The organism is Gracilibacillus oryzae (genome assembly GCF_009498735.1).
Classification (GTDB): domain Bacteria; phylum Bacillota; class Bacilli; order Bacillales; family Amphibacillaceae; genus Gracilibacillus; species Gracilibacillus oryzae.
In genome coordinates, this window is the sequence record NZ_ML762428.1 from 207,495 (window position 1) to 228,135 (window position 20,641).

Annotated in this window: 17 protein-coding genes and 1 riboswitch; of the genes, 14 read left to right on the plus strand and 3 right to left on the minus strand. The window is 36.8% G+C overall.

The window, feature by feature from the left end; genetic code table 11:
* From F9U64_RS09090 to F9U64_RS09115, 6 genes are all read left to right on the plus strand, one after another.
* A partial coding sequence (locus F9U64_RS09090; protein WP_194287318.1) for a DUF6583 family protein occupies nucleotides 1-1,237 on the plus strand: 1,237 nt, incomplete at its 5' end.
* A 30-nt stretch (nucleotides 1,238-1,267) separates the two neighbouring features.
* Nucleotides 1,268-2,491 carry an ABC transporter permease gene (locus F9U64_RS09095; protein ID WP_153402695.1) on the plus strand — a complete coding sequence of 408 codons (1,224 nt, stop codon included), beginning with the start codon at nucleotides 1,268-1,270 and terminating at the stop codon, nucleotides 2,489-2,491.
* Nucleotides 2,491-3,612 carry an ABC transporter permease gene (locus tag F9U64_RS09100; RefSeq protein ID WP_228275646.1) on the plus strand — a complete coding sequence of 374 codons (1,122 nt, stop codon included), beginning with the start codon at nucleotides 2,491-2,493 and terminating at the stop codon, nucleotides 3,610-3,612. Before F9U64_RS09095 ends, F9U64_RS09100 begins: the two co-directional genes overlap by 1 nt.
* The gene (locus tag F9U64_RS09105; protein ID WP_153402697.1) at nucleotides 3,605-4,276 is read left to right on the plus strand and encodes an ABC transporter ATP-binding protein; all 672 of its coding nucleotides are present in this window, start codon (nucleotides 3,605-3,607) and stop codon (nucleotides 4,274-4,276) included. The genes F9U64_RS09100 and F9U64_RS09105 overlap by 8 nt, the downstream gene beginning before the upstream one ends.
* Before the next feature lie 95 nt (nucleotides 4,277-4,371).
* Complete coding sequence (locus F9U64_RS09110) at nucleotides 4,372-4,899, plus strand: RNA polymerase sigma factor (protein ID WP_153402698.1); 528 nt, start codon at nucleotides 4,372-4,374, stop codon at nucleotides 4,897-4,899.
* 2 nt (nucleotides 4,900-4,901) lie between these two features.
* The gene (locus tag F9U64_RS09115; RefSeq protein WP_153402699.1) at nucleotides 4,902-6,032 is read left to right on the plus strand and encodes a DUF4179 domain-containing protein; all 1,131 of its coding nucleotides are present in this window, start codon (nucleotides 4,902-4,904) and stop codon (nucleotides 6,030-6,032) included.
* A gap of 253 nt (nucleotides 6,033-6,285) precedes the next feature.
* Here the strand turns inward: F9U64_RS09115 and F9U64_RS09120 are convergent, their stop codons facing one another.
* Nucleotides 6,286-9,018 (minus strand): S-layer homology domain-containing protein, encoded by a 2,733-nt coding sequence (locus F9U64_RS09120; RefSeq protein ID WP_153402700.1) that lies wholly within the window; start codon nucleotides 9,016-9,018, stop codon nucleotides 6,286-6,288.
* A 436-nt stretch (nucleotides 9,019-9,454) separates the two neighbouring features.
* On the opposite strand from F9U64_RS09120, the gene F9U64_RS09125 reads away from it, so the two are divergent.
* Both F9U64_RS09125 and F9U64_RS09130 read left to right on the plus strand, forming a co-directional pair.
* Nucleotides 9,455-9,976 (plus strand): sigma-70 family RNA polymerase sigma factor, encoded by a 522-nt coding sequence (locus F9U64_RS09125; protein WP_153402701.1) that lies wholly within the window; start codon nucleotides 9,455-9,457, stop codon nucleotides 9,974-9,976.
* A complete protein-coding gene (locus F9U64_RS09130) occupies nucleotides 9,969-10,904 on the plus strand; it encodes a hypothetical protein (protein ID WP_153402702.1) in 936 nt (311 codons plus the stop codon). Before F9U64_RS09125 ends, F9U64_RS09130 begins: the two co-directional genes overlap by 8 nt.
* A 104-nt stretch (nucleotides 10,905-11,008) precedes the next feature.
* On the opposite strand, the gene F9U64_RS09135 is transcribed toward F9U64_RS09130, so the two are convergent.
* On the minus strand, nucleotides 11,009-13,195 hold the full coding sequence (locus F9U64_RS09135; RefSeq protein ID WP_153402703.1) for a choice-of-anchor I family protein: 2,187 nt from the start codon (nucleotides 13,193-13,195) through the stop codon (nucleotides 11,009-11,011).
* Between the two features lie 103 nt (nucleotides 13,196-13,298).
* Nucleotides 13,299-13,856, minus strand: coding sequence for a Maf family protein (locus F9U64_RS09140; RefSeq protein WP_153402704.1), 558 nt, complete (start codon nucleotides 13,854-13,856; stop codon nucleotides 13,299-13,301).
* A gap of 253 nt (nucleotides 13,857-14,109) precedes the next feature.
* Here F9U64_RS09140 and F9U64_RS09145 point away from each other — a divergent pair, with 253 nt between their 5' ends.
* The 6 genes from F9U64_RS09145 to F9U64_RS09170 are packed head-to-tail and all read left to right on the plus strand — an operon-like array spanning nucleotide 14,110 to nucleotide 20,420.
* Nucleotides 14,110-14,565, plus strand: coding sequence for a type IV pilus modification PilV family protein (locus F9U64_RS09145; RefSeq protein ID WP_153402705.1), 456 nt, complete (start codon nucleotides 14,110-14,112; stop codon nucleotides 14,563-14,565).
* A 12-nt stretch (nucleotides 14,566-14,577) separates the two neighbouring features.
* Complete coding sequence (locus F9U64_RS09150) at nucleotides 14,578-14,997, plus strand: prepilin-type N-terminal cleavage/methylation domain-containing protein (protein WP_153402706.1); 420 nt, start codon at nucleotides 14,578-14,580, stop codon at nucleotides 14,995-14,997.
* An 8-nt stretch (nucleotides 14,998-15,005) separates the two neighbouring features.
* A complete protein-coding gene (locus F9U64_RS09155; RefSeq protein ID WP_153402707.1) occupies nucleotides 15,006-16,472 on the plus strand; it encodes a pilus assembly PilX N-terminal domain-containing protein in 1,467 nt (488 codons plus the stop codon).
* A 31-nt stretch (nucleotides 16,473-16,503) separates the two neighbouring features.
* A complete protein-coding gene (locus F9U64_RS09160; protein WP_153402708.1) occupies nucleotides 16,504-18,129 on the plus strand; it encodes a GspE/PulE family protein in 1,626 nt (541 codons plus the stop codon).
* A 12-nt stretch (nucleotides 18,130-18,141) separates the two neighbouring features.
* Nucleotides 18,142-19,182, plus strand: coding sequence for a type IV pilus twitching motility protein PilT (locus tag F9U64_RS09165; protein WP_153402709.1), 1,041 nt, complete (start codon nucleotides 18,142-18,144; stop codon nucleotides 19,180-19,182).
* Between the two features lie 35 nt (nucleotides 19,183-19,217).
* Nucleotides 19,218-20,420, plus strand: a complete 1,203-nt coding sequence (locus tag F9U64_RS09170; RefSeq protein ID WP_153402710.1) for a type II secretion system F family protein — start codon at nucleotides 19,218-19,220, stop codon at nucleotides 20,418-20,420.
* 116 nt (nucleotides 20,421-20,536) lie between these two features.
* Nucleotides 20,537-20,619, plus strand: a riboswitch (cyclic di-GMP riboswitch).
* Nucleotides 20,620-20,641: the final 22 nt, after the last annotated feature.

The following is a 20,641-nucleotide window of genomic DNA, read 5'->3' on the forward strand; positions in this document are numbered from 1 at the left end:
AATTGAATCAGCATTGGATAAACAAGAGCAAATTGCTTCCACTAACATTTCAGCAGGGTTCAGCGGGATTACCCTAGATGGAATTGAAGGCTATATTAATAAAAATGAATTATATGTAGGCTTACCATTTTTAGATAATATTCTTAAATTAAACAGTGAGGACTTCGGACGCATTTTACATGAAATTGATCCTGCGACATTTACAGGTGAAGAGAAAATTGACTTTTCTCAATTCTTTGCAGACAGTTCTCTTATGACAGAAGATGTGGAATACTTAGAAAAAGAATATGTAGAATATCTTTACAATGAAAGTCCTGAAGAAGCTTTTGAATCAGGAAAAGAAAATGTTTCTGTTGGCGGCAGTGATATAAGTGCAGAGAAAATCACTTTCCACCTTTCTGAAGAACAGATACAAACATTGCTTAAAAACTTGTTCAGCAAAATGGCGGAAGATGAAAAATTAAAAGAGATTATTGTCAGTCAAATTACTTATACAAATTTCGTCAGTCCGGCAGTTGTTGAAGAGGAAATCGCCACATTTAAAGAAGATTATGTGACTGGATTAGAAGAAGCGGCAAAAGAAATCGAGAATGTTAAATTCCCTGATGGATTTACTTCTACCATTTGGGTGAAAGATGATATTATTGTAAAACGACACTTATCAATTGCAGCAGGCAGTGACGAGAGCGACTTAACATCTGGTTTTACAATTGAAGGAACAAACGCTGTATCAGACGCAAGTCAACAAATGGATTATGCTATTACAGCTAATGATGGTATTTCGGAAGAAACTGTAAATATCTCAGCAGATCTTTCTCATCAAGATGGTGAAACGAAAGATACAATAACTCTTACTGCAGGCGAATTAGATGTCACTCTTGAGTCAACTCAAAGCAAAACAGAAGATAGTGGCAAGAACTTTGAGCATACTTTCTCAATGAATGATGGATCAACAAGCATGTCTCTTCACTGGTTAGGTGAAGCTAATTATGAAAAAGATCAGATGACAGTTGATCACACCTTCTTCCTGGATGATGGGGTAACATTTAATCAAGATGTATTCTCACTGTTCGTGAAAGAAACAGGTTCAACAATTGATAAAGTGGAACTTCCAAGCTCTGACCAGGTGAAGAACTTAAGTGATATGAGCGGTGAAGAAATTATTCAGTACTTCGAAACTGACGTGATGAGTCAATTCCAGGGATGGATGATGAATATGATGGGTCCTGGATTTTAATTAATTTTGTAAATAAAGTTGGTGCTATACATGAAGTCATTGAAACATATTGCCTTGTTTACAAAAAATAATATTATTCAGCTTGGGAGGAAGTGGCTTACACTTCCTCTTCTTTTGCTGTTTCCAATTATTTTGATTGGTCTTATTGCTTTTTTGTTTATTTCCGTGATAGACAATAGTGACACCAATACCATTCAAGTCGGCCTTGTCGATTTTGACCAATCAGAAGAAACAGACATTATTATCGAATTGTTAGAAGAATCATCCCAGCTTGGCAGTATGGTCACAATGGAAAAAATATCAGAGACCGAGGCCAAGGTAGGGATAAAGGAAAATCAATTGAGTGCTTATATTATTTTTCCGGAACGTTTTATTGAGAAGTTAATGGACGGTGAGCGATCGCAATTATCGATAATAGGAAATCCCAATCAGCCAATCGAAAGTCAGCTGATTAATGAATTAGTTGAAACAATTACAAGACATATCCGCGGTTCACAGGCAAATATCCTGGCAATAAACGAGTATGCCAAACAGTTAGATATGGAAAATGAAGCGAGAAATGATTTCTTGTTCAAACAATTTACGGATTACTTTTTCTACGTTTTAGGAAGCGACCAGGTAATGGATGAGAGTAAACTTACTAATAATGCTACTGCTTCTCCTCTCGTTTATTTCAGTTTAGCAGCCTTGTTCGCTATTATTACCATCTGGCTGTTTTTACTTTATATTATTTTGCAGCGTGATAGCAGCAAAAATCTGAAGCAGAGAATGAAGTTATACGGGGTAACAGATTTGCAGCAGGCTGTCTCTGACGGGTTTGTTTCCCTATTGATAACAGCAATGCTGGCGCTGTTTTCTTTTATATGCTTGCGACAGCTTCTTCCAGCATTCGAACTTGCCGGAGATAATTATGGACGAATTGGACTATTACTGTTATTCCACAGTGTAATCTTCCTTCAGTGCTTAACTTTAATCAATTGGCTGATTCGTTCACAAAAAGTGACAATTTTGCTTCAAACAGCATATGTCATATTCGTTATTCTCTTTAGCGGTGCCATTATTCCGAGAATATACTTCCCTGCCTATCTGGATCAATATTTCGATTATATTTTTTCCCACCAGGCATTTTACTGGGTTGAACAAATTGTTTTGAACGGTCGATTTTATGCAGAATTGCAGCCATTAATCATAACAGCACTTGTTGGATGTACACTGTTGGTTGCCGTTTCACTATGGAAGGAGCGTGTTCGGTGATGAGGGATATAATAGCTGCACGCTTTCTGTTATTAAAGAAAAATGCTGTTAGTTTAATCATTTGGCTCTTGGCACCTTTATTGATTACGATCCTGTTTCTTTCAACTGTTCATACCGTTCAGGATGATTTTCGTGTCCCTGTTGGAGTTGTTTTAGAAGAAGAAACACCTTCCACTAACGAATTGTATGAAGCAATGGAGCAATCTTCATTTGTGACAGTTTCTCTGCTTTCTGAAAGAGAGGCAATCAGACAGGTACAGCAGCACGAATTAGACAGTGCATTTGTTATCAAGGAAGGCTATGAAGAACAAATCCAGGAAGGAAACAGGAGAGATCTGCTTGAAAGCTATTATTCTGACAGGTCCTTCGCCTATAATTCTGTTAAGGAAATGATCGTTTCTATTATTCAACAAGAAACTGGCAGAATAAAAGCAGCTAATACGGTGATAGCACTGGAAAGGGAGCTTAATGGAACAAGTAACTGGACCGAACAGGAAATTATTGCAAAATCCCGTCAGATCCAGGCAGAAGAAGATTTATTAAATAATGAGTTTCGTTACATGGGAGAGGCTCCTGCTGACGAGAGTGGTCTAATTGAGTGGAATCCATGGATGATATGGGCATTTGCCGCTATGCTTTTTACCATTTTCCTGTTTGACTGGGTGATCAAAGAGCAAAACGCCAGTGTAAATATCCGCATTCCATTTACAAAGGTGAAATTTTCCGTATACATGCTTATCAATCTAGCATTTTATATTATTCTCCTAGTATTGGTGGATCTTATTACATATGCCTGCTTCTATTTATTATATGAAGAAGAAGTTAGTCTTCTCACATTGCTCTCTTATCGGATGATGACCTGTATTCTCGCCTTTCTGATTGTTACCATTGTAAGAAAGGCTTATCTGAGTTATATCTTAGCCATCACTTTAACCATTACATTGGTTATTTTAAGTGGAGCGTTATTACCGTTAGGCGCGCTTACTATCAACAGCAGCTGGATTCATCTAATCAATCCAGTGTCCCGCTTTTTATCAGGAGAATGGACAATCGAATGGCTTATTATATGTATCATTGGTATGGGGATCTGGTATGTTCGAGAGGAGAGAAAATATGCTTAAAATCGATTCGATAAGCAAAAGCTTTCAGCGAAAAAAAATAATCGATAAGCTGACTTTTGAAGTAAATAAAGGGGAAATTGTTGGATTAGTTGGTGAAAATGGTGCCGGCAAGTCTACCTTGTTAAACATTCTGGCAACTACACTAAAGCCGACAGCAGGAAACATTTATTTGAATGAATGGCACTACCAGAAAGATAAAAAAACCATTCGCAAACATATTGGCTTTGTCCCACAGGATATTGCCATATGGGAACAACTTACGGTTGAAGAGAATATGAAGTTTTTTGAGAAATTATCCTGGAAAAAGAAGTCTGTCCAGGAATTAAAGCAAATTTGCCTTGATATGAGTTTAGATCGCTGGAACGAACCTGTGAAAAACTTATCTGGCGGGATGAAGCGAAAACTCAATCTTGCGATAAGCCTGATTCACGATCCTGCTGTGCTGTTACTTGATGAGCCCACTGTCGGGATCGATCTTAAATCTCGTAAAGAAATTGGGGCATATTTAAGGAAACAAGCAACAGAAAATAACAGGATTATTATCTACACTTCACACGATATGGACGAAATCAAAGAATTATGCGACAGGGTAATAACAATCGGGGAAGATCCATTTTATAAAGAATTATTAAAAGAGGCTGGCAAGAAGGTTTTATCCTTCTAGGTCCAGCTTTTTTAATTTACTTGAAAATACTTTTATACTTCACCAATAAAAATCGAGTGTGAATCGTCTATATATATACAAAGGAGGGATTTGCCTTGACTCAATCTTCCATTTCTCAGTTAATGCTTACTAAAGCGGAAAAAGGAGAGTTAGAGATATTTAAGGATATATATGAAGATAACAAAAAACACGTATTTGTTATTGCTCTTTCCATTTTAAAAGACGTAGAGTTATCAGAAGATATCATGCAGGAAGTTTTCATTAAGCTGTATCAATTGCTGAAAGAAAAGGAAGTTTCCAACCTGAAAGCATGGCTTATTCGCGTTAGCAGAAATACAGCACTGGATGTTTACCGGAAAAGAAAACATGAGATTACTGGTTTCGAAGAGAGCTATTTTGATAGAGCGAATTATTGTACAGATAGTCCAGTTGAAAGAATGGTTCTTACGAAATCCCTCAATACCTTAGAAATGGATGAGCGACAAATTGTTTTTTTGAAAGATATTTCTGGCATGAAGCATCGTGAAATCGCCAAATTGTTAGAAATGCCTTTAGGAACGGTACTATGGAAATATCGGAAAGCACTAAATAAGTTAAAAAATTCGTTAGAGGAGGTTGAGTGAAGGTGAATAAAAAGGAGATTCGAAACCATTTGAACAGTGCTATCGAAAAACAAATCCCTAATGACTGGGACAGATTAGAAGCGAAATTAAACAAATCCATGAAAGCGGATCAAGTTTTCCATCATATCGTCCATTCACAGCAGGATAAAAGAAAACAGTTAACCAAAAAGCTTTCAGTTTCTCTAGCAGCATTAGCAGTTGCTTTTATAATGATAAGTTTCACACCTGTTATAGCACAACTGCAAGCATTATATGATCAGATATTCACTAGTGATCACATCGATGATCCTGGTGTAAAAATAGCACTTGAATCAGGGATCGGGCAAACCATCGATCAAACCTTCTATGATGAAGAAAACGATATATCGGTACATTTTCAAAATATCATGACAGATGACAAGGAAACGAAACTTCTCCTTACCTTCCTAAGTGAAGAGACAAATCTAGAAAATTATTATTTAGATTTATTCGAAGGTTCCACTACGATTCAATTACAAACGGAAAATGGCCAGACAATTCCCCTTGATAATGTGGGCTGGGGAAGCAGGTATTATCAAGCTGATAAAAATAAGGTAGTTACAGCATTATCCTTCGCACCTATTAAAGAATATATCGGTCAAAATATTCGTTTAGAAATTCATGATATTACGGTCTATAATGACCAAAGTACTGAAAATGTAGAAGCAACCTGGCCATTAGATTTCACATTAGAGAAGACGGCTGCCTCTGACAGATCAGTATTGGATGTTGATAAACAATTTACTCTTCAAGGAGAAAGCTATCATATTAAACAAGTGGAGTTCTCTCCTTTAGAGACTAGAATTATTTTTACCGGCTCGGATATCCATTATTATACTGATGAAAGTGGAGAGATATATGAGATCTTCAGTAAATTGGAACATCAATTTTTAAATGCAAGAGTAATTGATAAAGAAAATGGTTATGGAGTTGATTATAATAAGCCTGGTGTATTTCTGTCTGTTAATGGTGAGAAAGTAGCTCCTAACTTTAGTAAAGGAGAAATAAAACAAGCCAACGGAACAGAATATGTAATGGTGTTTGCTCCAGTTAAGGAACGAGATAACCTTGTTTTGGAGGTTGGGGAGGGGATTGAGATTAAGTTGGGGGAGTAGCTAAATCCAGTAGAATGTATAAATAAAATCCATTAATTTATGAGGTTTCTGATATTTGACTTATCTAGTATATCCTCCTTGATAAATTACTAGTTTTCAGCTGACAATGTTTACCCGTTTCGCTGATTGATTATCCAATGTCATTGCTTCTTAAAATAAAAAAAGCCTATCACCATAGAGTGATAGGCTTAAAGTGTGATTTATTGTTTACTCTAACTGTAACGTTAGCAAATGCAGTAGTATCTAAAAAGAATTATTGAATGTTTTTAGAAACTGTTTGGCTATCAAATAAAGTTAATGCATTTCCATTTTCATCTGTCACATCAACTGCATCAGTAAGCTCAAGAATTAAAGTTTGGCCGATTTGTTCACTGCTTAGACCTTGGTCTCCTTCAGTTACTTCATCAGTATCTAGAGTAAGTGCAAATGTTGTACCAGTTCCATCACCCGCTTCGGATGTTACTGTATAAGTACCCTCAAATGCTTCTCCATCTAGTAAAAGTTCAATATCCGTTTCACTTACATTCGCGACTGCTTCACTGAAAGTTAGTTCAATTTCATTTCCAGATACAAGAGTTGCAGATGTTAACTCTGGAGAAATATTTTCATTAAGATCAAGATCAATTGGATTAGCCTCAACTAAAGTACCATCTTCAGCTTTCACACCATCAATCACAAGTTCATATGTTCCTGAAGCTTTAATAGATCCTTCTTCGAAAGTAAGTTCTACAACTGCCTCATTATCCTCGTTTGAAGTTAATACAGCCGATTTAACTGTGGCACCTTCTACTTGGTAGTTTGCTTTATTAACAGCAGTTGAGCCAGATAGTTTTCCATCAAATGTTAATGTTACAACATTATCCGTCACTTCTTTTTCTACTGTAAGTTCAGCAGGGTCTACTGCAACTTCATCTTCTCCACGATCAAATGTAACTTCATTTGCTTCGAAAGCGTTAGCTGCTTGAGAAAGATCTTTTACAAATCCATCTTCTAGTTCAATTGTCCAAGTTCCTTCAGCTGCATCTTGTAGAGGAATATTCACTTTAGAATTATCATCTTCATCTACTACAGGTACGGCATCAAAGCTAGCCGCATCATCTGTTACATAGTATGCTTCTAATGTACCAGAGAATGTTTGAGATGCTGCTTCATTACCTAATTTAACAGCTTCAGAGAATGAAAGTTGAAGGTACTCTTCACCATCTTCGTTAACTAATACACTTGAACCTTCAAGTTCAGGTGCAACATCATCAACAGCCACTACATACTGACGAGTTACTGCTTCTCCTGTATTACCTGCGATATCTTCAAATGAAGTAACTTCAAACTTGTTAACCCCATCCTTAAGATCTACATTTAGGTAGTAAGTGACTGTATCTTCATCTACCTCGATGTCATCAGTATTAACTGCTACATCGTTAATTTTAAATGCTGCATCTCCTAATTCTTCAGAGAAAACTACTTTTACACGAGAGTCGGAAATAACGCTTAAGCTTTCTACTTCTGGATCAACAGTATCTTCTGCTGGACGTTTAACATCTACATTCACTGGGTTAGGTGTGATTAAGTTGCCAGCAAAGTCTTCAAGCCCAACAATAGTCAATGTTCCTGCCTCTTCAAAATCAAGGTCATTAAGATCAACTAGAATAAAGTCAAATCCAGTCTCAGTAACATTTGCTTCAACACCATTCAAAGTAACGCTACCGATATCAGCAACAGGTTCTGAGAATGAGATTTTTGCAGTGTTTGTACTTGTGTAAGTCACATCAGTTACTGCAGGACGTACCACATCATCTGCTGTGAAGAATCCTGCATAATCAGCAACTTCGTTTCCTTCAGTATCTTCTGCATCAACAAGAGTTACTGAATAACGACCATCAAATGTATCAGCCGCTGTTAATGTAAGAGTTTTGCCATCTTCACTTAACTCACCAGTAAGTGAAGTGAAATCAACTGCATCACCAACAGCATCAATTGTTACTACACCATCAACTAATTCGCCTGTTTCTGTATCTTCAATAATAGAATCAACATCAACAGCTTTATTAAACTTAACTTCAACTTGTTTAGCGTTAATCGCACTTACTTCCACTACTTCTGGAGTCACTGCCTCTACAGTAACTGTTACCGCTGCTGTAAGATCAGTTCCTTCAATAGTTCCTGTTACTTCATAAGTTCCAGGTACAGTGAAGTCAACATCTTCCGTATTCCAAGATACTGCTACTTCACCTTCTGTATCATTATCATATGATACGCCAACGTTTTCTGGAAGAACAACTTCTTCACCTTCAGTAACTGTGATATCTTCAAGTGCATTAACACTTTCAATAGCAAATGGCTTTTCTAAAGTAGTTCCAAGTTTCCAGTCTGTATCTGTTAGTAATTTTGCAAAGTCTGCACGTTTTACTGGATCTTCTGGTGAGAATGTTGTAAGTGTTGTACCAGCAATTAGTCCGTTAGCATAAAGTGTTTTTACATATTTTTCATACCAAGCACCTTCTTCAAGGTCAGTAAATGGTACTTCTGCATCTGCATCTATTTCTATTTCATAAGCATCCACTACAAGTTTCGCGAACTCTGCACGAGTTAATGTAGCATCTGGTGCGAATCTTGTTTCACTTTTACCATTGATAATGCCTGCTGCATAAAGAGCATTGATAGAATCTGTATACCAGAAATCTTCTTTCACATCTGCAAAGTTAGCAGATGGAGCATTTTCCACATCTAATTTAATAATATTAGCAATCATGATTGCTGCTTCTGAACGTTCTATTTGTCCATAAAGATCAAATGATCCATCTGGATTTCCTGAAATAATCCCTGCTTCTGACAATGCTGTTACATAGTCATAATAGAAATTATCTGCATGTACGTCTGTAAATTCTGTTGCTGCAAAAGCAGAAATTGGTGCAACAGCTGATGCTACAACAGCAGCTGTAATTGTTGATGTAATAAACTTTTTACTTTTCTTTGATGATTGACCCATAACTAAGGACCCCCCTGGTGTATTTTATAAAGTTATCTAGTGTTCTATATCCTTTTAGAAGAAGCAAAAATGAAATAAGTCCCATATTTATGTATATATTCTTCTCTCTGAAATTAGAAAACTATTAACCACTTTTACAGTATAGCATTAAAATTGTCGAAGAAAAGAGAATAATTGGTTTTACATTTAATTTCCTGTTATAAGGAGTATTACCAACATTTATGGTTGATTTCCAACAGATAAATAGTCTTCCAGTTTTATGGGATATATTCACCATGGATTTGTACTTACTTTACTTATGAGGCTATGTTTTTCTTATGTAACCAGTAATAGCGAACTTATTTTTTTATATGTAAGGCTAATTTAAAAAACGCAAAGCCAAATCAGTAAATTGAACGTCTAATAAACAAGAGGTACTTAAGGAGGTGGCTTTTGATTGATAAATTTAGTAAGGAAAGCTCAAAAAGGTAATGATAAAGCGTTTTTAACTTTATTTCAGAAATACGAACAAGATATTTATAGAATGGCTTTTATCTATGTAAAAAATCAAAATGATGCATTAGATGTGGTGCAGGAAACAGCGTATCGTTCATTCAAAACAATCAAAAATTTAAAAAAACCACGATATTTTAAAACATGGTTAATAAGAATTGCGGTGAACTGTTCGTTAGATTTACTTCGAAAGCAGAGAAAAGCAGTTCAGTTAAAGCCAGAACTAGAGGAAAATTTATCAGGGGATATAAACGAAGATGCTGATTTAGAAGTGACTGTTCGTGACTTGATGGAAATTCTAAATGAAGAAGAAAAAAGTGTAGTTATTTTAAGATTTTACGAGGAATTAACTTTCAAAGAGGTATCTGAAACACTTGATATTCCTTTAGGTACGGCAAAAACAATATTATATCGAGCTTTAGATAAGCTCCGTAATAATTGGAAAGGAGATGGTTTTTATGAGTAATAAGATTAAACAAGAAATAAGCAAAATTGAACTACCAAAGGAACTAAATGAAAGAAGTAAGATGGGCGTTTCTCAAGCAAAAAAAGAAATAAAGAATAATAAGAAAACATTTATCGGTATTGCTGCTGCATTACTTGTATCGATAGTAACGTTTACGTTATTTAATAACCATTTAAATAATACAGCAAATAATTCAAATATACCCGTTGATACGGGGGATGGCGGAGTTCATATTCCCGCCATTCAATTACCTGAGGATAATATGTCTGCTGATATGATAGGTTTAATTGTTTATAATGAGAATATTTACACACAGACAAGGACAGAAATAGATGCCCAAGCTGCAAAGGATATTATTGGTGAAAAACTCGGAACAACAAAGGCAATAATAGATGAATGGAGCGAACAGGAAGCCTATAATAAAGAGTTTGCATCTACAATAGGAAAAGCAGATGTTTACACTGTGAAAGGGTACGATAAAGACTTCAGAATAATGACTTACACGGAACAAGATGGCAAAATTTTTGTCGATTTATATGAGAATCTGAATGGAATCACAATAAATATTGGTCAGGATATATTCGGTAAATTAAATATCTACGGAAATATATCCTCTGCACAATACAGAACATTCAGTGATTGGAATAACAGTATTGATGACTATCAACCTATTACAGACATGGAAACACTAAATGTTTTTGTTGAAGAACTAAACCAGACGAAGCCCTTACCTCGCATTCAAAATTCAGACCCAATAAGTAATTCACGAAATGACGAGCAATTCAGGGAATTAAGTATAAACTTGAATGACGGCACTACAGTGAAACTTACCCTTCTCAAAGACGGATATATCTATTATGGATTTATGGGAGCATATTTTAAAATGAATGAAGATATATTTTCAAAATTGTGGAGCATCCTCAAATAATCCATTTACTTACAGTCTAAAAACGCTCAGAAAAACATTCTGAGCGTTTTTGTATGCTTTACACTGTTCTAAACCTGTTACTTTCTCATAGGTGCTCCCTCTTCTTATTGCAACAATCTCTGAATCATTGCCGCCGCTTCTGCTCTTGTAACATCTTTCCCTGGCTGTATTTCATTTTCAGTTACACCGTATACAAGGTGTGCTGCTATTGCTTCAGCTACTTCTTGTTTCGCCCATTCGGAGATTTCGTCAGCGTCAACAAAATCAGCCAGCATTTCTTCTGCATCTGCTTCAATATCAGTACCTTTTGCATATTCATAAGCACGGATCATAACTGCAATGATTTCTTCACGTGTCATTTCTTCTTCGGGACGGAACGTATTATCACCATACCCTACTAAAATATCGGCACCTGCAACATCTTTCACACTTTCTTTATACCAAGCAGACCCTTCTACATCTTTAAATTCTCCGGAATTCTCTGTACTAGTGTCTAATTGAAGTGCACGATCAATCAATCCAGCAATTTCTGCTCGAGAGATGCTTTTTTCTGGTGCAAATTTGTCTGCTGAGTAACCAGATACAATCCCTTTTGTTGCCAATGATTCAATCGATTGTTGTGCCCAGTGACCTTGAATGTCATCAAATGTTTTCGTCTCAGCTGCCGGCATCTTTCCATTGATTTCATAAACAGCGATAGTTCCTGAAATCTCATGGGTTGCTGCTAATAAAGGATTACCAGTCGGACTAACTTCTGCAGGGATAAACTGCAGCCCTTCAGGAGATACATCCCCTTTTACATCTTCACTGAAGTCACGGCTGGAAATCAGTGAAACAAATTCAGGTGCTGCTGGAATTGATAAATCATAGATCATAATCCCGCTGAAACGCTCTAAAGCAACAAAAGCATATGTTGTTCCATCAATTTCACCGCTAATAACTGTTTCCGGTTCAGGTCCTTTGCCATCACTGCGGCCATCAAATTTCAGCTCATCATTATTCGTATTAAAGTGTTGCGGCATTGCTTCTAAAATAATTTCTTCAAACTCACTTCCGCTATCATATACAAGCTCCATTGTGTCTGCATCAAAGATTGAGAAACTGCGTCCACCAAATGAATACAATGCTTCGTAAACCCCATCTGCATTTTTGCCTTGCTCTAATGTAATATCAGTACCTGCTAAATCTTCTAATAAACCATTTTCGACAGCTTCATCAAGCTCACTTTGCGTATAACCTTGATAGTGATCGGCATTTAATTTAATTTGATCAGCGATATCCTCAACACTGCCCTCTTCCGAATATGCCTCATAATCACGGGAATCTCCTTCATTTGGTGTGAGGATATATGTTTTCCCATTATACTCAAATGTATCAATGGCATCAGGCAAATAAAAACCAAGCAGTGGCTGCTTTTTAATGTCAGCTTCTTCATTGTCGATTGCATCAAGTTCATTCCCCGGAGCCGAATGGTCTTTGGCTCCAAGACCTTTTACATCAATTATCTCTTCATTTATTAAATCTACTGTAGCAATTGCATTGTTTTCCTGAAGCGTCACATACGCAGTTGTACTGTCATCTGAAACAGTAACATACTCTGGTTCCAGCTGCTGCAGAATTGTTCCTTTTGAGCCTGCACGCACTTTTTCATCCAATTGATCTTCCGTAAATGTTAATGTATTGACACTTAAACCAACATTAATGATGGAGATAGATCCTTCCGGGTCAACAGAGTAATCATCACTTGGTTCCCCTTCATTTGCGACAATTGCTTTTGTTCCATCTGGTGTAAATGTCACCATATCGGGTAATGCACCAACCTGTACGTGTGTGATGTACTCCCCGTTTTTATTCGTAAATACAACATAACCAGGATCTGTCTTCGGATCACTCACTGCTGTAATTGCGACAACATCCATTACCGGGTTTACAGCAATACTTGTAATATCATCAATTCCTTCAATTCCAAATGAAGAAAGCAAAACCCTTTTCGATGATGGGATTTCTTTAAATTCACCAGAATCTAAATTATTGATTGAGATTATATCAAAGCCTTTTGCTGTACCATTTGTTACAAAAGCCGTTCTTGTAGACTCGTCATAAGCCATAATTTCCGTGCCGCCTTCTCCTAAACCGCTGTCATATTGAGCGATCTGGGATACTCTTAATTCCTCTTCCCCATTGTACTGGAATAATGGCGGCTTTTCTGCCAACACATTAAAAGGAACAGTAGCTGTGAAAAATATGGATGCTGCTGCAATTCCTGTGACAAATTTCTTCTTAAAATTCATAGTATAATTGCCTCCTCTTTTTATCTTACTAGGTCAATTATACCTCTGTTTTGTAAATTTTCTGAAAATTTTTTGTTAACTTATTGTTAATTACAGATATAAATCAAAATCCTTTCAGCTCTCTTAACACCCTCGAAATCGGCAAACCAACCACATTATAGTAATCACCGACAATCCGTTTTACAAACATTGCTCCAACACTCTGGATTCCATAAGCTCCTGCTTTATCGTATGGCTCTTCAGTAGCTATATAGGAATCTATTTCGGCAGCTGACAGTGGCCAGAATTCTACCTCTGTCCTCTCCACAAACACAAATTCCTTCTCTTGGCTTCGAATCATGACTCCTGTATATACACTGTGTACATCTCCACTCAAGTCTCTAATCATCGCTCTTGCCTCTTCTTTATCCTTTGGTTTTTCAAAAATTTTATTTTGAAATGCCACTACCGTATCTGCCGATATAATGATGTTATTATCATTCTCTATCGGGATATAGCTCCCTTTGATCTTTGCTAATTGTTCCACTTTCTCATATGGATCATCAGTTACAATTTGCGATTCGTCTACATCGGGAATTTTTATTGTAAAAGGAATCTTCACTTGCTTGAGAATCTCCTGTCTCCTTGGTGAAGATGATGCCAGGATTAATTGCTTTGTCATTTGTCTGCCTCCTTAAATGTATATATAATTTCTCACTAGCAATTATACCCACTCTCTCCCCTATGCAAAAGAATACCTCTTTACCTCTCTTCTAATTCCAACTGAAAGAAACGTGAAGTATTTCCTATAGAAGTCTTCGAAAATAGTCGAATCATGTCTTACAATAAGTCATAAATACCTATTATTTTTGTATACAATATCCTTATTTTGTTATATATTTAGTCTATAATATAATAAAAAAGGCTGATAATAGATGATAATTAGTTTACTAAATAAATATAAAATGTCCTTGCTAAACAATGAGAGAGGATTGACACTGGCAGAAATTCTGGCTTCTATTCTAATCCTTTCCATTATTGTCGTTACGTTCACCACCTTTTTTATCAACTCAGCAAAATCCACCAGTGCCTCAAATGATATTACGGACGCAACCTATCTTGCACAAACTCAAATGGAAGAGATATATCATATGAGTGCAGAGTTATCTTTTTCTGAGGCGATTGATCGAATAAGTGGCGAAAGATCAAAAATGAATGGAAAGTACGTTATTAAAAATACTAGTGGAGATTTCCAGATAAAGATTACTATAGCAACTAACAATGAATCTTCATTGCAAGCCAATGGATTGAAAGAAATCCTAGTCCAGGTTTACAATTCGTCTAATAAATTAGAGGCACAAATGGAATCAAAATATTTATGGGAAAATTAGAGGGTGGCTTCCATGTTTAAAAGTGAAAAAGGAATTACACTTGTAGAATTATTAGCCGCATTGGCACTTATGTCTGTCATTATTGCTTTAATCAGCTCTGTTCATTTATTCGGTCAGAAGCAGTACAGAGATCAGACAGCTGAGATAAGCAACTATAATGAAGTACGGACGGTAATAGCCCTAATAACTTCTGAATTACGATCAACAAGTGCTGACTTAATAAAAGTGGAAGATAATACACTAAAGATTGATGAAGACCTATACTCATTATCTTCTACTCATCTTAATAAAAATGGCCAAACCATCAGTTCACAAATCTCCGAATTTTCAATTAAAAAAACTGGTACAGAGGTTGATATTTCTGTGACTAGTACAGAAGATAACAATGGAAATACTCAATCTATTACAACAACAATCTATTTAAGAGAGTAGGTAAAGGAATGCCCAAATGGAACAATGAAACTGGAGCTAGCTTAATAATGGTTATGTTAACATTAACGGTTTTATCGATGCTTGGTTTGGCATTAGCTGCTACTGCCTTCTCTAATCTAAAGTTAACGACAGTAGACCGAGAACATCAGGCTGTTTTTTATATAGCAGAAGGCGGAGCGAACCAGGCATATGCTGAGATAAAAGCACTCATAGATGAGAAAGCCCAATCTGCAAGTGAGATGACTGAATTTTTTGCCGCACTTAGCGAAAAAATTCACAATATTGACCAAATTACTTATGAAAATTTCGAAACTAGCTTTGGTGAAAGCCCCAGTGCTCATATTACTGTTAAACACCTAATGGGTGATAATCCGCGAACATACCAAATTACCTCTAAAGGGACGATTGGGAATAGAACTCGTTCAGTTACACGTGAAATTCAAGTAGAGTGGCAGTCTGGCAATAGTGTTGAATTACCGGAGACCACAGTTGCAATTGTGAGGAATCAACTTGAACTTCATGGTGGCGCAAATTTGGAAGGAAATGTTTATATTGACTCTTCCAATCCAGGTTCGGTTAATATGGATGGAGGAACTGCCGTTTCTAATGGGAGTGTATTTGTTCCAGGAGATGCGGTGGATGGCGCCTTTCAAGGCCCGCCTCCAGATGAGTTTACTCCTCCTGATATTAAGGCAAAAGATTATTCTGTACCATGGCAAAGTTATGATGACTTAATAAATTCATTTCCTAGCTTTCCATCCTATCCAATTCCTCCTGATAAAATTATCGGAGATCAGTATAACCCGTTTAAAGTTATTGATCAGGGCAACTTAAATGTGAACAAATGGCAAGCGGAAGACTATGTTTTAGATGTGAAAGAAAATTTATATTTTCATAATTTTAATATGGATGAAGACCTCACATTAACTATTAATACAAATGATAAAGATGTTGATATTGTTGTTGATAACTTCTTACTTAAGAATGGGCATATTAAGATAATTGGTTCTGGGACAGTAAACTTCTATGTTAAAAATAGATTTGAATTAGGATCTAGTAGTTCTGTTAATATAAATGGAAATTCAAAGCAAGTAAATATGTACCTTGCAAAAGATGATCTGAATTTACACTTTGGCGGAGGACAGAAAATTTTCGGCTCTGTATTTGCAAAAGATGCCAACATTAATTTAACCCAAGGCAGTGGCGTTCACGGTAATATAGTGACAGGCGGTGACTCCGTTGTGTTTGATGGTGGTACATATGCTGAAACCTTTCTTATCGCACCACATGCAGACGTAAAACTATTACAAGGTACAGAGATAACAGGATCACTTATCGCTAACTCCCTTTATGGGGAAGGAGGCGTAAAGGCCAAATTTAAACCAATTGATATGGAGACTTTCCCATTCGGTTCTGGCGGGAATACAGGTGAGTTAATTACAAAACAACCAATTGTAGAAACATCTAGTAATTAAATTCAGTAATTGAATGAAACGAGGTTAAAAAATGGCATTCAGAAATAAACGGAAACTTGGCGATCTTTTAAAAGAAGACGGGTTAATTACAGAAGAAGAAATTATGAGTGCACTAAAAGAGAAGAAGCAAAAGCAAAAACTAGGTGATGCCCTAGTTGAGCAAGGATTTATAACCGAAAAACAATTACTGGAAGTCCTTGAAGTCCATCTTGGCATTTCCAGTGTGTCCCTTTACAGTTTTCCAATCGACATCCAGTTAATGGACCTTGTTCAGAAGGATTTTGCCCGTGACAATAAACTGATCCCCATCCAGCGCCAGGAGAATATCCTGACAATTGCGATGAACGATCCACTAGATTACTATTCTATCGATTACTTAGAGCTGTCTACCGGTTTTACGATAAAACCAGTGATTGCAACAAAGGACGATATTTTGCAGACCATTCATAAATACTATGATATGGGTGATTATGAAGATAATCCAGCAGATGATGAGGAAGCTCCAGCAATCCGGATATTAGATCAAATCCTGCAAACTGGAGTAACTTTAAAAGCAAGTGATATTCATATCGACCCATATGAAACGAAGATTTCTGTCCGTTACCGGGTTGATGGAGTTCTGCGCACAGAAAAAACGGTCCCAAAAAGTCTGATGAATGCATTAGTCGCTCGTGTGAAAATATTATCTAATTTGAATATTACCGAAACTCGGCTGCCACAGGATGGCAGAATCCGGATTCTTATTGATGCCAAACCAGTAGATTTGCGGATCGCGACATTACCGACAACCTTTGGTGAGAAAGTTGTAATTCGTATTTTAGACCTGACTAATATCTTTAAAACATTGAAAGAGCTTGATTTTTCCGAAGATACACTTGGCAGTTATGAACAAGCTATCAGAAAACCTTCCGGGCTTATTTTATTAACAGGTCCTACTGGTTCAGGTAAATCAACGACATTATACGGATCGATAAATGAGTTGAATACAGAAGATGTGAATATTATTACGATTGAAGACCCGGTTGAATACCAGCTGGAAGGCATTAATCAGGTGCAGGTCAACAATACTGTCGGACTCAATTTTGCAACAGGACTTCGATCCGTTCTGCGCCAGGACCCTAATATTATCATGGTTGGGGAAATCAGAGACCGTGAAACAGCGGAAATCGCCATTCGTGCCGCTCTTACCGGACACTTGGTATTCAGTACCTTACATACCAACAGTGCGTTAGCAGCAATCCCGCGTCTCTTCGATATGGAAGTGGAACCATACCTTGTTGTTTCTTCCTTAAATGCAGTAATGGCTCAGCGCCTGGTCAAAAAGATTTGTCCGGATTGTAAACAAACACGTCCGATAACAGAATTGGAAAAGGGAATCTTTGAAAAACACCAGATGAATGTGGAACATTTATCTGAAGGTGCCGGGTGTAATCATTGCCGTTTCACTGGTTACCGCGGCAGAATTGCCATTCATGAATTACTGATTATTAATGAGACTATTAAAAAAATGATGATGAACAATAAAGACTTGAGTGAAATCAAATCATATCTAAAGCAAAACGGAATGCACTTTTTATTAGAAGACGGACTTCATAAAGTTGCCAAAGGAGTCACAACGATCGAAGAAGTGCTGCGTGTTGCCACAACAGAAGATTAAGTAGGTGAGAAAATGTTGCATATCGAAGAGTTATTAAGCAAGGCTTTTCACTTGAAGGCATCTGATATCCATTTAACAGTCGGCTCCCCGCCTATCTTCCGGATTGATGGTCGATTGGAGCCTTTTGGCAAAGAAAAACTTCTCCCTGAAGATACGGAAGAGATGGCTAAATATATCCTCTCTGATATGTTATGGGAAAAATTATCAGAAGACAGAGAAGTCGATTTATCTTATGGTATTAAAGGTGTTTCAAGATTTCGAATGAACCTTTTTTATCAACGAAATTGTATTTCCTTGGCAATTCGGACAATTCCAACTTCCATCCCATCTTTAGATGAGTTAGATTTGCCGAAAGTGATGAAAGATATCGCCAAATTGCATCAAGGACTTGTATTAGTGACTGGACCGACTGGCAGCGGGAAGAGTACAACATTAGCTGCCTTGATTGATTATATGAACCAGACGATGAAACGACACATTATCACTCTGGAAGATCCTATTGAATACCTTCACCAGCATCAGCAATGTATTATTGATCAACGTGAAGTCGGCTTTGATACCCGGAATTTCCAAAACGGATTGCGTGCATGTTTGCGCCAGGATCCGGACGTTATTCTTGTTGGGGAGATGCGTGATTTAGAAACGATTTCCACTGCCATTACAGCAGCAGAAACAGGGCACCTTGTATTAGGAACATTGCATACAACAAGTGCTGCTTCTACAATGGATCGGATTATTGATGTGTTTCCAGCCCATCAGAAAGATCAGATTCGGATTCAATTGGCAAATGTTCTGGAATCAATTGTATCCCAACGCCTCTTCCCTCTTGCTGCAGGAGCTGGTAGAGTAGCTGCTACAGAAATATTAATTAATACACCAGCGATCAGAAACCTGATTCGCTCAGAGAAAATGCATCAGATCCCGAACACAATGCAAACTTCCCGTGAACTTGGGATGCACACAATGACAATGGATGTAAAGAGACTGGTAAATCAAGGGTATATTACAAACAAACAAGCAGCCCCTTATTTAAACGAATTACACTCCATGTAACTTAGTCTTAAACGGGACAAGGAGGTGAGCCATAAATGGCTTATTACGCTTATCAGGCAAAAACAGCAGATGGAAAAATGAAAAAAGGCAAAATAAATGGGGAAACAGAGTCTGATGCGATTAAACAATTAAAAGCAATGGGTCTTATCGTTTTTGATATTCATGAATTAAATACTGTTTTATATAAGGATATTTATATTGGTAACCCGATTAAAAATAAAGATTTCGTTATTTTTTTAAGGCAATTCGCTACATTAATTGATGCAGGAATAACTTTAGTTGAAGCAGTAGCTATATTAGAAGAACAAACAGACAGCAAACCATTAAAGAAAGCTTTAAAAGAGATTAAAGTTTCCCTGGAAGAAGGGATACCCTTATCCGAAGCATTAGCAGAATTCCCGCGTTTCTTCCCTGAATTATTGATAAGTATGATCAACGCCGGTGAGGTTAGTGGTAATTTAGATGAAATTATCGACAGGATGGCAACCTATTATGAAAAGCAATACCAGTTAAAGCAGAAAATCATTACAGCATTAACATACCCTGCCGTCATTGGGTTGATTTCTGTTTTTATTACGATTTTCCTATTAGCAGTGATTGTCCCGATTTTTACCGATATGTTTCTGTCATTTAATCAGGAAATTCCGCCATACACCGCCATGATTTTAAATATTAGTTCTTTTGCGCAACAATACTGGTGGGTTTTAATTTTACTGATGCTTTTCGTCTTTCTTGTTATTAAATTGTTAGAAAGAAATCCAAGGACTGCCTATTTAATAGATGTGGGAAAATTAAAAATCCCTATCTTCGGTAAATTCATCCAGAAATCAATATTAGCCCGGATGACACAGACGTTAAGTTCATTACTAAACAGTTCTGTTCCCATCCTCCAGGCTGTCGCCATCACAGAACGGGTAATTCAAAACCGTGTCGTTAAACATGTATTGCGGGACAGCAGGGAAGCATTAGAGAGCGGTGAATCCTTAGCCAAACCGATGAGTGAACACTGGGTCTTTCCAAAATTAATTACCCAAATGATTGTAGTCGGTGAAAGAACAGGGTCTATCGATGCGATGCTGAAGAAGGTTTCTGAATTCTATGAACAAGAAATAGAAGAAGCCTCCGATAAATTAAAAGCATTGATCGAGCCTGTCATGATTGTCTTCCTGTCTCTCGTAGTTGGTGCTATTGTTCTGTCCATTGTAATTCCTATGTTCAGTTTGTTTGAAAGTTTTTAGAAGGTTAAGAAAGTCATTAATAATTCTATTAGTTATATAGTTATTTAGTACCTGTAAATTTTACGTAAAGTTATAGACAACCACCTAAATTATAGTATAATAGGATTATATTTATGAACTGTATAGGAGCGATGAAGGTTTATCTGTATGTGGGCACTTGGATAAATCAGAGCTAGTAGTGCAACCGACTTACACCATAAGATATTTTATTGATGTGAGTC